Below are 13,154 nucleotides of genomic sequence, written 5' to 3' on the forward strand. Positions count from 1 at the left end.
CAGCCCCCGCCGCGGGCCGATGCTAGTGTCGGTCTTTCCTTGCGTCAGCATCGGGAGACCCCTACATGGCTGCATTACCGGAAACCGGGGCGACAGACCGCCTCAACCGCGCAGTGTTCCTCGGTTCGTCCAGCTGCATTCTGGCGCTGGCGCTGTGGGCGATGCTGGACGCCGACGCCGCCGCCCGCGTCATGGCCCAGGTGCTGGGCTGGATCACCGAGGGCTTTGGCTGGTACTACTTCCTGGCCGCCACGCTCTATGTCTTGTTCGTCCTGGTCATCGCCTGTTCCCGCTTTGGCAGCATCAAGCTGGGACCGGCCCATTCGCGGCCGGAATACAGCCTGTTCACCTGGGGCGCGATGCTGTTCGCCGCCGGCATCGGCATCGACCTGATGTTTTTCTCGGTGGCCGAACCGGTCACCCACCTGCTGGCCCCGCCCGAGGGCGCGCCCGGCACCCACGCCGCCGCGCGCCAGGCCATGTCCTGGACCCTGTTCCACTACGGCATCACCGGCTGGTCGATGTACGCGTTGATGGGCATGGCCCTGGGCTATTTCAGCTATCGCCATCAATTGCCGCTCAGCATCCGCTCGGCCCTCTATCCCATCTTCGGCCGTCGCATCCACGGCGCGCTCGGCCACGGCGTCGACATCGCCGCCGTGCTCGGCACCATCTTCGGCATCGCCACCTCGCTGGGCATAGGCGTGGTGCAGCTCAACTACGGCCTGCGCTTCATGTTCGACATTCCGGAAGGCGTGCTGGCGCAAGCCTTGCTGATCCTGCTGTCGGTGGCGATGGCCACCCTGTCCGTGGTCTCCGGCGTGGACAAGGGCATCCGCCGGCTATCGGAATTGAACGTGCTGCTGGCCATCCTGCTGATTCTGTTCGTGCTGTTCAGCGGCAATACCGTGTTCCTGCTCAACGGCCTGGTGCTGAACGTGGGAGACTACCTGAACGGCTTCGCCGGCATGACCCTGAACACCTTCGCCTTCCAGCGCCCGGTGGACTGGCTGAACGCCTGGACTCTGTTCTTCTGGGCCTGGTGGGTGGCCTGGGCGCCCTTCGTCGGCCTGTTCCTGGCGCGCATCTCGCGCGGCCGCACCCTGCGCCAATTCATCATCGGCACCCTGGTCATCCCCTTCGTGTTCACCTTGATCTGGATTTCCATCTTCGGCAACAGCGCGCTGGACCTGGTGCTGGCCGGCAACCAGAGCTTCGGCAAGACCGCGATGGAGACGCCGGAACGGGCGTTCTATTCGCTGCTGGCGCAATACCCGTGGACCGGTTTCAGCGCCCTGCTCGCCACCGTCACCGGTCTGCTGTTCTACGTCACCTCGGCCGACTCCGGCGCGCTGGTGCTGGGCAACTTCACCTCCATTCTCAAGGACCCGGCCAGCGACGCGCCCAAGTGGCTGCGCATTTTCTGGTCGCTGGCCATCGGCATCCTGACGCTGTCCATGCTGATGGTGGGCGGCGTGCCCACGCTGCAGAACGCCACCATCATCATGGGCTTGCCCTTCTCTTTCGTGATGTTCTTCATCATGGCCGGCTTGTACAAGGCGCTGCGGCGCGAAGGCATGCGCGAAGACAGCCGCCAGGCCAGCCTGGCCGGCTCGCTGTCCGGCCGCACCTACGCCCACTCCGATCCGCGGCTGAACTGGCAGCAACGGCTGAGCCGGGCGATGAGCTATCCGGACGCGGACCAGACCCGGACCATGCTGGAACACAGCTGCCTCCCGGCCTTGCGCGAGGTTTGCGCCGCGCTGCGCCAGCGCGGCGCCAAGGCGCGGCTGGAACAGGAAACAGACCCGCAGACCGGCCTGCCGCGGCTGGGCCTGCTCATCGCCGGCGACGGCGACGCCGCCTTCCGCTACCGCATCCAGGCCGCCATGGCGGCCACGCCCTCCTTCGCCATCCGCGCCGCGCCCGGCCATTACTGCCGACTGGAAGTGCACTTGCAGGACGGCAGCCAGGGCTACAGCCTGTGGGGCTACCACAAGGAACAGATCATCGCCGACATCCTGGACCAGTACGAACGGCATCTGCACTACCTCCACCTCAGCCGGCAAGCGCAGTCCGCCGCCTCATAGGCCTCCGCGCCGCCGGGCTGGACGCCGCCGTCGCGGCGTCGCACCATGCGCTATTCAATCCGGCATGATGGGAAGCGCGATGGAAACCGTGGAATGCGTGGTGATAGGCGCCGGCGTGATCGGCCTGGCCGTGGCGCGGCAGCTGGCGATGGCCGGCCGCGAAGTCCTCATCGTGGAAGCGGAAAGCGCCATCGGCCAGCATGCGTCCAGCCGCAACAGCGAAGTGATCCACGCCGGGCTCTACTATCCGCCCGGCAGCCTGAAAGCGCGGCTCTGCGTGGCCGGCCGCCGGCGGCTGTACGACTACTGCGCCCAGCGCGCGATTGCCCACCGGCGCTGCGGCAAGCTAGTCGTCGCCGCAAACGAGGCCGAACTGCCGCGGCTGCAAGCCTTGCAACAGCGCGCCGCCGCCAACGGCGTCGATGATCTGCGCTGGCTGGACGCGGAACAGCTTCAGGCGCTGGAGCCGGCCTTGCAGGCCCGCGCCGCGCTGTTGTCGCCGTCCACCGGCATCATAGACAGCCACGGCCTGATGCTGGCCCTGCTGGCCGACGCCGAGGCCCACGGCGCGACGCTGGCCTTGAACTCCCCGCTGCAAGACGGCCGCGTGAGCGGCGACGGTTTGGAGCTGAACATCGCCGGCATGCGGCTACGCGCAGGGCTGACGGTCAACGCCGCCGGCGCGTGGGCGCCGCGGGCGGCGGCCAGCATTGCCGGCGTTCCACGTGAAACCATTCCCACGCCCTATTACGCGCGCGGCGTCTATTTCGCGCTGCAAGGCCGCTCGCCGTTCCAGCGCCTGATCTACCCGCTGCCCGAGGCCGGCGGCCTGGGCACGCATCTGACGCTGGACCTGGCCGGCCAGGCGCGCTTCGGCCCGGACCTGGAATGGGTGGACGCCATCGACTACCAAGTGGACCCGGCGCGCGCGGAGCGCTTCCACGCCGGCGTCCGCCGCTGGTGGCCGACGCTGCCGGAACAGGCGCTGGCGCCGGCCTACGCCGGCATCCGCCCCAAGATCGCCGGCCCCGGCGCGCCGGACGCGGACTTCCTGATCCAGGGGCCGGCGCAACACGGCGTGCCCGGCCTGCTCCAACTCTACGGCATCGAATCCCCCGGCCTCACCGCCAGCCTGGCGCTGGCCGAATACGCGGCGGCGACGCTGACGGCATAGCGCCGGGACGAGTTGTCCGCTTACAATCGAACCGTCCCAACCCGCCGCCTCGCAGTCTATGCTCATTCTGAATCAACGCCAGCAGGAATTGCTGGCCATGGTCAAACGCGACAGCTACGTCAGCGTGGAAAAGCTGGCCGAACATTTTTCCGTCACCCGGCAGACCATACGCCGCGACATCGCGCTGCTGGCCGAGCATCAGTTGCTGCAACGCTATCACGGCGGCGCCAGCGTGCTGTCCAGCGTGGAGAACGTCGCCTACCAGGCGCGGCAGGTGCTGTGCATAGACGAAAAGCGCCGCATCGCCGAATGCCTGGCCCGCCACATCCCGGACAACGCTTCGCTGTTCATCAATCTGGGCACCACCACCGAGGAAGTGGCCAAGGCGCTGCACCAGCACCGCGGCCTGCGGGTGATCACCAATAATCTGCACGTGGCGGACACCATGTGCGACTACCCGGACTGCGAAGTCATCGTGCTGGGCGGCATGCTGCGCAAACGCGACCGCGGCATCACCGGCGAGGCCACGGTGCAGCTGATCCGCCAGTTCCGCGTCGATTACGGCATCATCGGCATTTCCAGCATCGAGCTGGACGGCACGCTGCGCGATTACGACTACCGCGAGGTGCGCAGCGCCGAGGCCATCATCCAGCAATCCCGCCATGTCTTCCTGGCCGCCGACCACAGCAAGTTCGACCGCCCGGCGCTGGTGGAGCTGGGCCATCTGTCGCAGATCGACGCGCTGTTCACCGACCAGCCGCCGCCGCCCGCCGTCGTCGAGCTGATGCGGGAGGCGGATACCCAATTGTACGTGGCGGACTGAGCCGGCCTCGGAGCCCGCTCAAGGTCCGTCCGCCTTGCGCCGCGTCTCAGGGCTGCTGCCGCGTCGCCGCCAGCACGATCTCGCGAATGCACACATTCTGCGGCTGCTGATAGGCGTAGACGATGGCGCTGGCTACGTCTTCCGCCGCCAACACGCCGCCCATCTCCTGTTTCCAGGCTTCGTAACCGGCCTTGATCGCCTCGCTGCTGGTATGCGACAGCAACTCGGTGTCCACCGCGCCCGGCGCTATCGTCACCACCCGCACGCCGTGGTCCGCCACTTCCTCGCGCAGATTCTCAGACATCGCGTGCACCGCGAACTTGGTGCCGCAATAGGCCACATGGTTGGGGAAGGTCTTGCGCCCGGCCACCGAGCTGATATTGATCACCGTGCCGCGCTTGCGCTCCACCATGCCGCCCAGCACCGTGTGGATGCCGTTGAGCAGGCCGTGCACATTGACGTCGAACATGGTTTTCCACTCCTCCGGCGCCTGCTCGGCCATCTGTCCCAGCAACATCACGCCGGCGTTGTTGACGATGGCGTCCACCGGCCCGAAGCGGCCCTCCGCCTCCGCCACCGCGGCGGCCAGCTGGGCGCGGTCGGTCACGTCCACCGCGCGGCACAAGGTATTGGGCAAGGCCAGCGCTTCCAGCCGCTCCACCCGACGCGCCAATAGCAAGAGCGGATGGCCTTGTTGCGACAACAAACGGGCGGTGGCGGCGCCGATGCCGGAGCTGGCGCCGGTGATGACAATGAGAGCCTTACTCATGGAACTTCTCCTTTAGCAATAGAAATAACTGATATCAAATCCTTGAGCAGCACTATAATTCGCTGACGATTCCACGAAAAATCGTTTATTCCACTTGCTGCCATCGGTTTAATTTATGGATATCCGCTCACTCAAAGCCTTCATCGCCGTATTCGAAGAGCGCAACATCACCCAGGCCTCGGCGCGTCTCTACCTGAGCCAGCCTGCGCTGTCCGCCACCATCCGGCAACTGGAAGAACAGCTGGGGGCCGCGCTGTTCCAGCGTCAGCCGCGCGGGGTGGAAGTGACCGACGCCGCCCGGCTGCTGTACCCGGCGGCGCGGCGGCTGGTGGAAGAAGCCGACAGCCTGACACAGCTGTTTCGCAGCCGGCAGGACTGCCTTCCGCTGACGCTGGGAGTGGCGGCGGACCTGGGCCAGGCCGACGTGGCGCGCGTGTTGGCGGCGGCCTACCGCGCTGTGGACGGCTTGCTGCTGGAACTGGCGGCGGGCTGCGCCGGCGACGCGCGGCTGGACGAGGAGGCCAATCGTTGCGAGGACGAGCTGTTCCTGCCGCTGTGGGAAGAAGATTATGTGCTGGCGATGTGCGCCGACGCGCCGCTGGCGGGACAGCCGCTGCTACGGCCGGGACAACTGCTGGGCCAGGACCTGATCGCCTGCCCGGACCATCCGTCGCACCAGCGCTTCGCCAGCCTGTTGGGCGAGGCGGCGCGGGAACTGGCGGTGGCGGCGCGCTGCGCCACCCTGCAACAGGCGGCGACGCTGGCCGCGGCCGGCGCCGGCGTCGCCTTCGTCCCGCAGGGGCTGGCCAAGGACCACCCCGAGCTGCGCTGCGTGCAGCTGGAACAGGCGGAACTCAGCCGCCGCGTCGGCCTGTGCTACGCGCCGGACGCCTTGGCCAAGCCGGCGCTGGCCCGTTTGAAACAAGGCCTGGCCGGCGGCTGAGGACCTGTTTTAACAGCGGCTGACAAAGCTCAGGTTTACGGCTGAGGCAAGACGCGCCGACGTAGGCAGTGCCTTGAGTACGGCAAGCCGGCGCAACACGGCATCAGCGGTTTTGTCAGCCGCGCTTGGTCTTAGAACCTGTTCAAAGTCTCGCGAGCAAGGGCGAGACAAGGCGAAAACGGCTGAAGAAGCGGAATGTACGTGTGGTACATGAGCATTCTGAATGCCGTTTTCAACGCCGTATCGCCGACGCGCAGCAGGCTTTGAACAGGTTCTTAGAACCTGTTTACGATCTCGCGAGCTAGAGCGAGACAAGGCAAAAACAGCCGAGAAAGCGGAATGTACACGTGGTACATGAGCATTTCGAAGCCGCACTCACCGTGTCACATTTCACGACGCGCAGCAGATCGTAAACAGGTTCTTACTGCACCGCGGCGAAAGCCTTGGCCACATAAGGCGCATTGGCGCGGGTCAAGCCGGCCACGCACATGCGGCCGGTGCCCACCAGATAGACACCGAAACGCTCACGCAGGGCGTCCACCTGGGCCTGGCTGAAGCCGGTGTAGCTGAACATGCCGCGCTGATGGACCAGATAGGCGAAGTCCTGCTCCGGCAGCGCCTGCTTCAGCACCTCCACCAGAATGCCGCGCATCTCCAGGATGCGGCCGCGCATCTCGTTCACCTCGGACACCCACAGCGCTTTCAGCTCGGCGTCGCCCAGCACGGTGGCGATCAAGCGCGCGCCGGTGGTGGGCGGATTGGAGTAGTTGCGGCGCACCGTGGCCTTGAGCTGGCCCAACACCAGCTCCGCCTCGGCCTGGCTCGGGCATACCACCGACAGGCCGCCGCAGCGCTCGCCGTACAGCGAGAAGATCTTGGAGAAGGAGTTGCTGACCAGGAAGGACACACCGGCGTCGGCCATCGCGCGGATGGCGTAGGCGTCCTCTTCCAAGCCGGCGCCGAAACCCTGGTAGGCGATGTCCATGAAGGGAATCAGCTGCTTGCGCTTGGCCAGCGCCACCACCTGATCCCACTGCGCATTGTCCAGATCCGAGCCGGTGGGGTTGTGGCAACACGGATGCAGCAGCAGGATGCTGCCGGCGGGCAGGGTTTCCAGCGTGTCCAGCATCGCCGCGAAGTCCACGCCGCGGGTTTGCGGATCGAAATAGGGGTAGCGATTGACCGCGATGCCGGCGCCTTCGAAGATGGCCACGTGGTTGTCCCAGGTCGGATCGCTGACCCACACCTGGGCGTCGGGGAAATAGCGCTTGAGGAAGTCCGCGCCCACTTTCAGCGCGCCGGAGCCGCCCAGGGTCTGGATGGTGGCGACGCGGCCGGCGGCCAGCGCCGGATGTCCCTCGCCGAACAACAGCTCCTGCACCGCCTTGCGGTAGGCCGGCAGGCCGTCCATCGGCAGATAAGTGCAAGGCTGGGCCGGCTGGGCCGCCAGCTTGGCCTCAGCCTGCTGCACCGCGTTCAGGCGCGGAATGCGGCCCTGCTCGTCGTAATACAGTCCGATGCTGAGGTTGACCTTGTCGCCGCGCGCATCCTTGCCGAAGGCGTCGACCAGCGACAGGATGGGATCGCCGGCGTAGGCGTCGACGTGCTGAAACATGTGTTTCTCCTTGAGTAGTGTGGTATCGCCTCGTGCAGCCGTTTAGAACGGTTAACAAACCCCTGATGCTGCGTTGGACCGACTTGCCGTACTCAACGGCGCGCCATGCCTCAGGCGTGAAACCCATGTTTGTTAGCCGCTCTTAGAACGTGTTTACGATCTCGCGAGCTCAGGCGAGACCAGGCGAAAACCGCTGGGAAAGCGGAATGTACGAGTGGTACATGAGCATTTCGAGACGGTATTCACCGTGCCACGTCTCACGACGCGCAGCAGATCGTAAACAGCTTCTTACGCCGCCCTCTGACGGGGCGGTAAAGATAGAGTATTGTGCCAGACGGATTCAGGACCCGGACGCCAGATCGTCGCGCTTCAGCGCCAGCATCATCGCCGCGATCCACGGCAGGATCAGCCAGCCGCCCAGCACATTCAGCGCCGCCACCAGCTTCAGCCGCGGGCTGCCCACCAAGGCGGCGGTCAAGGTCGGCACCAGATAAGCGCCGCCCAAGGCCAGCGCATTGCCCAGATACATCGCCCATTGCTGCCACTGCGGCTCGCCGCTGTAAGCGCCGTAAGCCCACAAGGCCAGCGCCGCCGCCAGCACCGTGAAGAACAGCTTGCGCGCCATCGTCAAAATCTTCATATCTTCCTAATCCGTTCTCGCCGCGACGGCGCCATCAGCCGCCGCCACAATGAAATGCCAAGCTTAATCAGTCTTGCGCCAATATGGCAAAAGCAATTGCATAAATCAGACAGTTTGCGCCACATTTTTACCAAACAGCGCAAGATTGATATGCATCAGGCAAGCATGGGATTCCCATTTCAACTAATGCGAACCATCTGCCTACAATCCACTTGCCCTCACCGCCAACCGCCGCACGCTTAGCGCGCGGCCAACATGAGCCGTCTCGCACCGCGACTGACCGCTCAGAACCTGTTTGCGATCTGCTGCGCGTCGTGAGACGTCACACGGTGAGTACCGCTTCGAAATGCTCATGTACCGTTTGTACACTGCGCTTTCTCAGCCGTTTTCGCCTTGTCTCGCCTGAGCTCGCTAGATCGTAAACACGCTCCCAGAGAAGAGGAATGCATCATGACGCCGCGCCCTACCCTGCTTGCCCTGGCCACCGCCCTTGCGCTGGCCGCCCCGCTTGCCGACGCCTGCTCATCGCTGATCGTCGGCAAACAGGCCTCCGCCGATGGCTCCATCATCATCGCCCGCAACGAAGATTATTACATCAATAACTGGAACAAGCGCCTGGTGCTGCATCCGGCGCGCGCGGCGGCCAAGGATGAGACGCTGAGCTTCAAGAACGGCCTGAAAGTGCCGGCGCCGGCACAGTTCTACCGCTACAGCGGCCTGATGGACTGGAACGGCGACAGCGCCGGCGGCGACGGTCTGTACGAGGAACGCGGCGTCAATGAATTCAATGTGGCGGTATCCGCCACCAATAGCGCGGAGATCAACGCCCGCGCCAAGAAAGCGGACCCGCTGCTGGACAGCGGCGTGGTGGAGGCGGTGATCCCCTCGCTGATTCTGCCGCAGGCCAAGACCGCGCGCGAAGGCGTGGAACTGCTGGGCCGCTATCTGAGCCAATACGGCGCCGGCGAAGGCAATGGCGTGCTGATCGCCGATCCGAACGAAGCCTGGTATATGGAAATCGGCTCCGGCCACCACTGGCTGGCCTATCGCGTGCCGCAGGACAGCTATTTGATGGTGGCCAACGGCCTGCGCCTGCACGACATCGACCTCGCCGACCGCGCCAATGTGATCGCCAGCCCCGGCCTGGCCGAGTTCACCGCCAAACACCAGCTGCTGGCCAAGGTGGACGCCAAGCGCTTCAACTTCGCCCAGGCCTTCGGCGTCACCGGCGACAAATACAATGTGGACCGCGAATGGCTGGGCCAGCATCTGCTGAACCCGGCGCTGCGCCAGGCCACGCGGCAGGCGCAATACCCGCTGACGCTGAAGCCGGAACACAAGATCGCGGTGGCCGACGTGGCCAAGGTGCTGCGCGCCACCTTCCACGGCACCGCGCTGGCCAAACAGAAGGACGCGGACCGGCCGATGGGCGTGGACCGCACCATAGAAACCCACGTCATCCAGCTGCGCGCCGGCCTGCCCAAGGAATTGGCGGCGCTGACCTGGCAATCCTTCGGCAGCCCGGCCGGCGCGGTGCTGGTGCCGATGTACGAGAACGCGATGAAGGACATCCCCGCGCCGCTGCGCGCCGGCGCGGCCAATTACGAGAGCGGCTCCGCCTACTGGGCCTTCCGCGCCAACGCCACGCTGGCCCAGACCAAGCCGGACAAGTATCTGCCGGTGCTGGCGCAATGGCAGGCGCGGCTGGAGCGGCAGTTCCAAAGCCAGCAGCCGGCGGTGGACGCCATGCTGACCAGTCTCTACGCCAGTCAGCCGCAAACCGCGGTCGGCTTTGCCGGCCAGTGGAGCGGCGGCAATATGCTGAGCGCGGTGCAATCGGCGCGCGACGTGCACGCCGGCCTGCTGACCGACCTGACCAAGGCCAGCGAGAAGAAATACAGCCCGGAGGAGCTGGAAAAAATCAAAAACCTATAAGAACGTGTTTACGATCTCGCGAGCTAAGGCGAGACAAGGCGGAAACGAGCGACAAAGCGGAATGTACAGGTGGTACATGAGCATTTTGAGCGGGTACTCACCGTGGCCACGCAGCAGATCGTAAACAGGTTCTAAGCGGCTAGCAGCCAGGAGCGGCGCGGGCAAACCCGGCCGCTCCCGCCAGTCCGGGCGTGTTATCTTTGATGGCATCCCCCTCGCCCGGCTGGCTGCGCCATGACCCTCCACATCGACACCGATCCCGCGCGGCTGGACCGCGAACGCGTCTACCGCTACCTGTCGGAGCAATCCTACTGGGCACGCCAACTGCCGCGCGACATCTTCGAGCGCTCGCTCGACCATTCGCTGTGCTTCGGCGCCTACGCCGCCGACGGCGAGCAGATAGGCTTCGCCCGCGTGATCACCGACTACGCCACCTTCGCCTATCTGGCCGACGTGTTCGTGGTCGAAGCCTGGCGCGGCCAAGGCGTGTCCAAGCAATTGATGGCGGCGATCGACAGCCATCCCGGCCTGCAGAACCTGCGCCGCATGCTGCTGGCCACCGCCGACGCTCACGGCCTGTACGCGCAGTTCGGCTTCAGCCCGCTGTCCCGGCCGGAATGGATGATGGAAAAAAGAGACGCCGACATCTACCAGCGGCTGGCCGCGAATCCCGGAAGCGCGGCATGAGCGTGCGCAAACAGTTCTGGGTCGACCCCTACCAGACCGAGCTGCACACCACGGTGGCGCACGTGGACGGCTCGCGGGTCTGGCTGGACGCCACCCTCTTCTACGCCTTCTCCGGCGGCCAGGAAAGCGACAGCGGCAACATAGCCGGCCGTCCGGTGCTGCGCGCGGAAAAACAGGACCAGGACATCGCCTACACCCTGGCGGACGATCACGGCCTTGGCGCCGGCGACGCGGTGACGGTGGCGATAGACTGGCCGCGCCGCTACCGGCTGATGCGGCTGCACTTCGCCGCGGAGCTGGTGCTGGAAACCATTTGCCGCGAGCTGCCCGACGCGGCAAAGATAGGCGCCCACATCGCGGAGGACAAGGCGCGCATCGATTTTGCGCTGGCCCGGCCCATCACCCCGCTATTGCCCGCCATCGCCGCCAAAGTGCAGGCGCTGATAGACGCCGATCTCGCCATCGTCAGCGCCTATTCCGACGAAGCAAACCAGCGCCGCTACTGGGAACTGCCCGGCCTCTACCGCGTACCCTGCGGCGGCACCCATTTGCGCCGCAGCGGCGAAGTGGGCGAACTGAAGCTCAAACGCAAGAACGTGGGCCAGGGCAAAGAGAGGGTGGAGATCACGCTGGCGCGGCCATAAGAGCCTGTTCAATGTCTGCTGCGCTACGTGAGTAGCGGCGCGATGAGTACACCTTCGAAATGCTCATGTAGCACGTGTACATTCCGCTTTCTCAGCCGTTTTCGCCTTGTCTCGCTCTTGCCCGCGAGACTTTGAATAGGCTTTAAGAAAAACCCGCGCGGGCATGCCCGGCGCGGGTGGTTTCACGTGAAACGGCAATCTGCAAACGCTCAGGCAGGCTGCTTCGGCCAATCCGCCTCGGCCAACTGCGGCCACGCGATCTGCTGCGGCAGGCGCGACAACTCGACGCAGTAACGCTTCCACGCCGTCAACAAGCCCTGCTCCTGCGTCGTCGCCAGCCCCAGTTCCTGCGCATCCTCCAAAGGCCGGCGCTGAGCATAGGCAATCGCCAAACGCTGCTGCAACTCCTGCTGCGCCTGCGCCGTTAGCGCCACACGCTGCGCATCGGCGTCTACTTTCCAGGCTTTCTTGTTCCACACCGCGAAAGGCGGCGGTTCCAGCTCGGTGGCCTGCAAGCTGTCCGGCGTGTCGCCGATTTGCGCCGTCACCGGCTGCGCGCTGGCCTTGCTCCACAGCTTGAGCGCGCGAAAATCCACCACCAGCAGCCAGCCGCCGTCGCGGTAGACCGCCGCTTGCTTGTCCCCCGCCTGCGGGGGTTGCTGCTCGGTGGCATTGGCCGGAATCAACCAAGTTTCCTCAACATCCAGCGGCGATAGATCCGCCGTAGTGGTGCCCAGATACTCGCCGGATTCCGGATGGTAGGCGTAGACGGTTTTCTGTTTGCGTTCTTGCATGGCGGTTTCCTTAGTATTTGATGCAGGCGAGAAGGGCTACGTTGCGGGGACGGGTTTCAACGCCAATGCCACTGTTTGCGCCCGTTACGAGTGTCATTTGATCAGATGACAACATCTCTCTGCCGTATGCCCAGGCGCCACCGCCCGAGCCAGGAGTAAGCGCCAATGCACCTCCATCGTTTGGGCGTATGATTGTGTGGACATGAGGCCCGACAGTCCCGGCCTGAGCACTCCCCAGCGCACGGCCCGGATCAACACGGCGCCCATCATCCCACCCTCGCACAAACTCCCCACGCAAATCAGGCAGATTGAACGTCGTCGAGCCATCTCCGGCACCATAAGAGGTTCCAATCACGGCAAACAAACCGGGGTAAGTGCTGCGACTGACCGGAGAGCCGTCGCACTTCAACCAACCAGGCGGCGTATAAGGCATCGCGAAATGCCCTACCAGGCCCGGCGCGCCGGACATGGTCAGCAGATTGGTGATAGGGCCGTCCTCGCACTGGGTCAGGTCCACGTAAAAACCACGAGACTTGACGCCATCGTTGTTGAACACGCGGAACTGGTTGCCCCAGACATCGATATTCACGTCGCTGAGCTTGCTGTCGCTTTGCGGCGCTTGCAATTGCAGCTGGCCGCCTTCCTTGCCGCCCTCGGCCAGGAAACGAGAATTGGGCTGAAAATCCACCCGGCCATTCATCTTGCCGCCGCTCAGCGGCAAAGCATCGGTGATGCCGTAGCCGGCCAGCGTGGTCGGCTTGCTATTGCCGCCCCAGGTCAGCTTCTTCAGCGCCTGCAACAACTGGTCCTTGCGTGCCGGATCAGCGCTCTGGCCGCTGTCGCGTATCACCGTCAACAGCTCGTCCTGGCTGGACTGGGCGGCGGACTGGACATTGTTCAACCACTCCGAGGTCACCACCGTGCCCAATTCGCCGGTGTAAGGGTTGCCGTCGTGGAATAGGCCATCCGGGCTGTTGATCGGCTTCATGGTGTTTTGCATCGCGCTCTCGCTCCATTTACAGGGTTGGCCCGCTGGCCGG

Annotated in this window: 12 protein-coding genes; 7 read left to right on the top strand and 5 right to left on the bottom strand. The window is 64.9% G+C overall.

What is annotated here, in order from left to right:
* Positions 1-65 precede the first annotated feature (65 nt).
* The 3 genes from betT to JC616_RS23430 all read left to right on the top strand — a co-directional run bounded on the left by betT (position 66) and on the right by JC616_RS23430 (position 4,087).
* Positions 66-2,090: a choline BCCT transporter BetT gene (gene betT, locus JC616_RS23420; RefSeq protein WP_227105740.1), complete on the top strand. Its 2,025-nt coding sequence runs from the start codon at positions 66-68 to the stop codon at positions 2,088-2,090.
* 79 nt (positions 2,091-2,169) lie between these two features.
* Positions 2,170-3,264, top strand: coding sequence for an NAD(P)/FAD-dependent oxidoreductase (locus JC616_RS23425; RefSeq protein WP_227105743.1), 1,095 nt, complete (start codon positions 2,170-2,172; stop codon positions 3,262-3,264).
* A gap of 58 nt (positions 3,265-3,322) precedes the next feature.
* The gene (locus tag JC616_RS23430; RefSeq protein ID WP_107801233.1) at positions 3,323-4,087 is read left to right on the top strand and encodes a DeoR/GlpR family DNA-binding transcription regulator; all 765 of its coding nucleotides are present in this window, start codon (positions 3,323-3,325) and stop codon (positions 4,085-4,087) included.
* A 46-nt stretch (positions 4,088-4,133) separates the two neighbouring features.
* Here JC616_RS23430 and JC616_RS23435 read toward each other — a convergent pair whose 3' ends face one another.
* The gene (locus JC616_RS23435) at positions 4,134-4,856 is read right to left on the bottom strand and encodes an SDR family oxidoreductase (RefSeq protein ID WP_227105745.1); all 723 of its coding nucleotides are present in this window, start codon (positions 4,854-4,856) and stop codon (positions 4,134-4,136) included.
* A 115-nt stretch (positions 4,857-4,971) separates the two neighbouring features.
* Between JC616_RS23435 and JC616_RS23440 the strand changes: the two genes are divergently transcribed.
* Positions 4,972-5,799 carry a LysR family transcriptional regulator gene (locus JC616_RS23440; protein ID WP_227105747.1) on the top strand — a complete coding sequence of 276 codons (828 nt, stop codon included), beginning with the start codon at positions 4,972-4,974 and terminating at the stop codon, positions 5,797-5,799.
* Positions 5,800-6,220: 421 nt separating this feature from the next.
* Here JC616_RS23440 and JC616_RS23445 read toward each other — a convergent pair whose 3' ends face one another.
* Entirely contained in the window at positions 6,221-7,414 is a 1,194-nt protein-coding gene (locus JC616_RS23445; protein WP_227105749.1) for an amino acid aminotransferase, read from the bottom strand.
* Between the two features lie 340 nt (positions 7,415-7,754).
* Positions 7,755-8,054: a superinfection immunity protein gene (locus tag JC616_RS23450; protein WP_107801237.1), complete on the bottom strand. Its 300-nt coding sequence runs from the start codon at positions 8,052-8,054 to the stop codon at positions 7,755-7,757.
* Positions 8,055-8,504: 450 nt separating this feature from the next.
* Between JC616_RS23450 and JC616_RS23455 the strand changes: the two genes are divergently transcribed.
* The 3 genes from JC616_RS23455 to JC616_RS23465 all read left to right on the top strand — a co-directional run bounded on the left by JC616_RS23455 (position 8,505) and on the right by JC616_RS23465 (position 11,320).
* On the top strand, positions 8,505-9,989 hold the full coding sequence (locus JC616_RS23455) for a C69 family dipeptidase (protein WP_227105751.1): 1,485 nt from the start codon (positions 8,505-8,507) through the stop codon (positions 9,987-9,989).
* Positions 9,990-10,223: 234 nt separating this feature from the next.
* Positions 10,224-10,676, top strand: coding sequence for a GNAT family N-acetyltransferase (locus tag JC616_RS23460; protein WP_107801239.1), 453 nt, complete (start codon positions 10,224-10,226; stop codon positions 10,674-10,676).
* Positions 10,673-11,320: an alanyl-tRNA editing protein gene (locus JC616_RS23465; protein WP_227105753.1), complete on the top strand. Its 648-nt coding sequence runs from the start codon at positions 10,673-10,675 to the stop codon at positions 11,318-11,320. Before JC616_RS23460 ends, JC616_RS23465 begins: the two co-directional genes overlap by 4 nt.
* A gap of 209 nt (positions 11,321-11,529) precedes the next feature.
* Here the strand turns inward: JC616_RS23465 and JC616_RS23470 are convergent, their stop codons facing one another.
* Positions 11,530-12,114, bottom strand: a complete 585-nt coding sequence (locus JC616_RS23470; RefSeq protein ID WP_227105755.1) for a tail fiber assembly protein — start codon at positions 12,112-12,114, stop codon at positions 11,530-11,532.
* A gap of 10 nt (positions 12,115-12,124) precedes the next feature.
* Complete coding sequence (locus JC616_RS23475; protein ID WP_107801242.1) at positions 12,125-13,114, bottom strand: phage tail protein; 990 nt, start codon at positions 13,112-13,114, stop codon at positions 12,125-12,127.
* Positions 13,115-13,154 lie beyond the last annotated feature (40 nt).

It is taken from the genome of Chromobacterium rhizoryzae (genome assembly GCF_020544465.1).
In the GTDB taxonomy this organism is placed as follows: Bacteria; Pseudomonadota; Gammaproteobacteria; order Burkholderiales; family Chromobacteriaceae; genus Chromobacterium.

Coding starts and splice junctions, on each gene's coding strand:
- JC616_RS23460 (WP_107801239.1), top strand. CDS start 10,224: ATGACCCTCCACATCGACACCGATCCCGCGCGGCTGGACCGCGAACGC.
- JC616_RS23455 (WP_227105751.1), top strand. CDS start 8,505: ATGACGCCGCGCCCTACCCTGCTTGCCCTGGCCACCGCCCTTGCGCTG.
- JC616_RS23465 (WP_227105753.1), top strand. CDS start 10,673: ATGAGCGTGCGCAAACAGTTCTGGGTCGACCCCTACCAGACCGAGCTG.
- JC616_RS23435 (WP_227105745.1), bottom strand. CDS start 4,856: ATGAGTAAGGCTCTCATTGTCATCACCGGCGCCAGCTCCGGCATCGGC.
- JC616_RS23445 (WP_227105749.1), bottom strand. CDS start 7,414: ATGTTTCAGCACGTCGACGCCTACGCCGGCGATCCCATCCTGTCGCTG.
- JC616_RS23425 (WP_227105743.1), top strand. CDS start 2,170: ATGGAAACCGTGGAATGCGTGGTGATAGGCGCCGGCGTGATCGGCCTG.
- JC616_RS23450 (WP_107801237.1), bottom strand. CDS start 8,054: ATGAAGATTTTGACGATGGCGCGCAAGCTGTTCTTCACGGTGCTGGCG.
- JC616_RS23440 (WP_227105747.1), top strand. CDS start 4,972: ATGGATATCCGCTCACTCAAAGCCTTCATCGCCGTATTCGAAGAGCGC.
- JC616_RS23430 (WP_107801233.1), top strand. CDS start 3,323: ATGCTCATTCTGAATCAACGCCAGCAGGAATTGCTGGCCATGGTCAAA.
- JC616_RS23475 (WP_107801242.1), bottom strand. CDS start 13,114: ATGCAAAACACCATGAAGCCGATCAACAGCCCGGATGGCCTATTCCAC.
- betT (WP_227105740.1), top strand. CDS start 66: ATGGCTGCATTACCGGAAACCGGGGCGACAGACCGCCTCAACCGCGCA.
- JC616_RS23470 (WP_227105755.1), bottom strand. CDS start 12,114: ATGCAAGAACGCAAACAGAAAACCGTCTACGCCTACCATCCGGAATCC.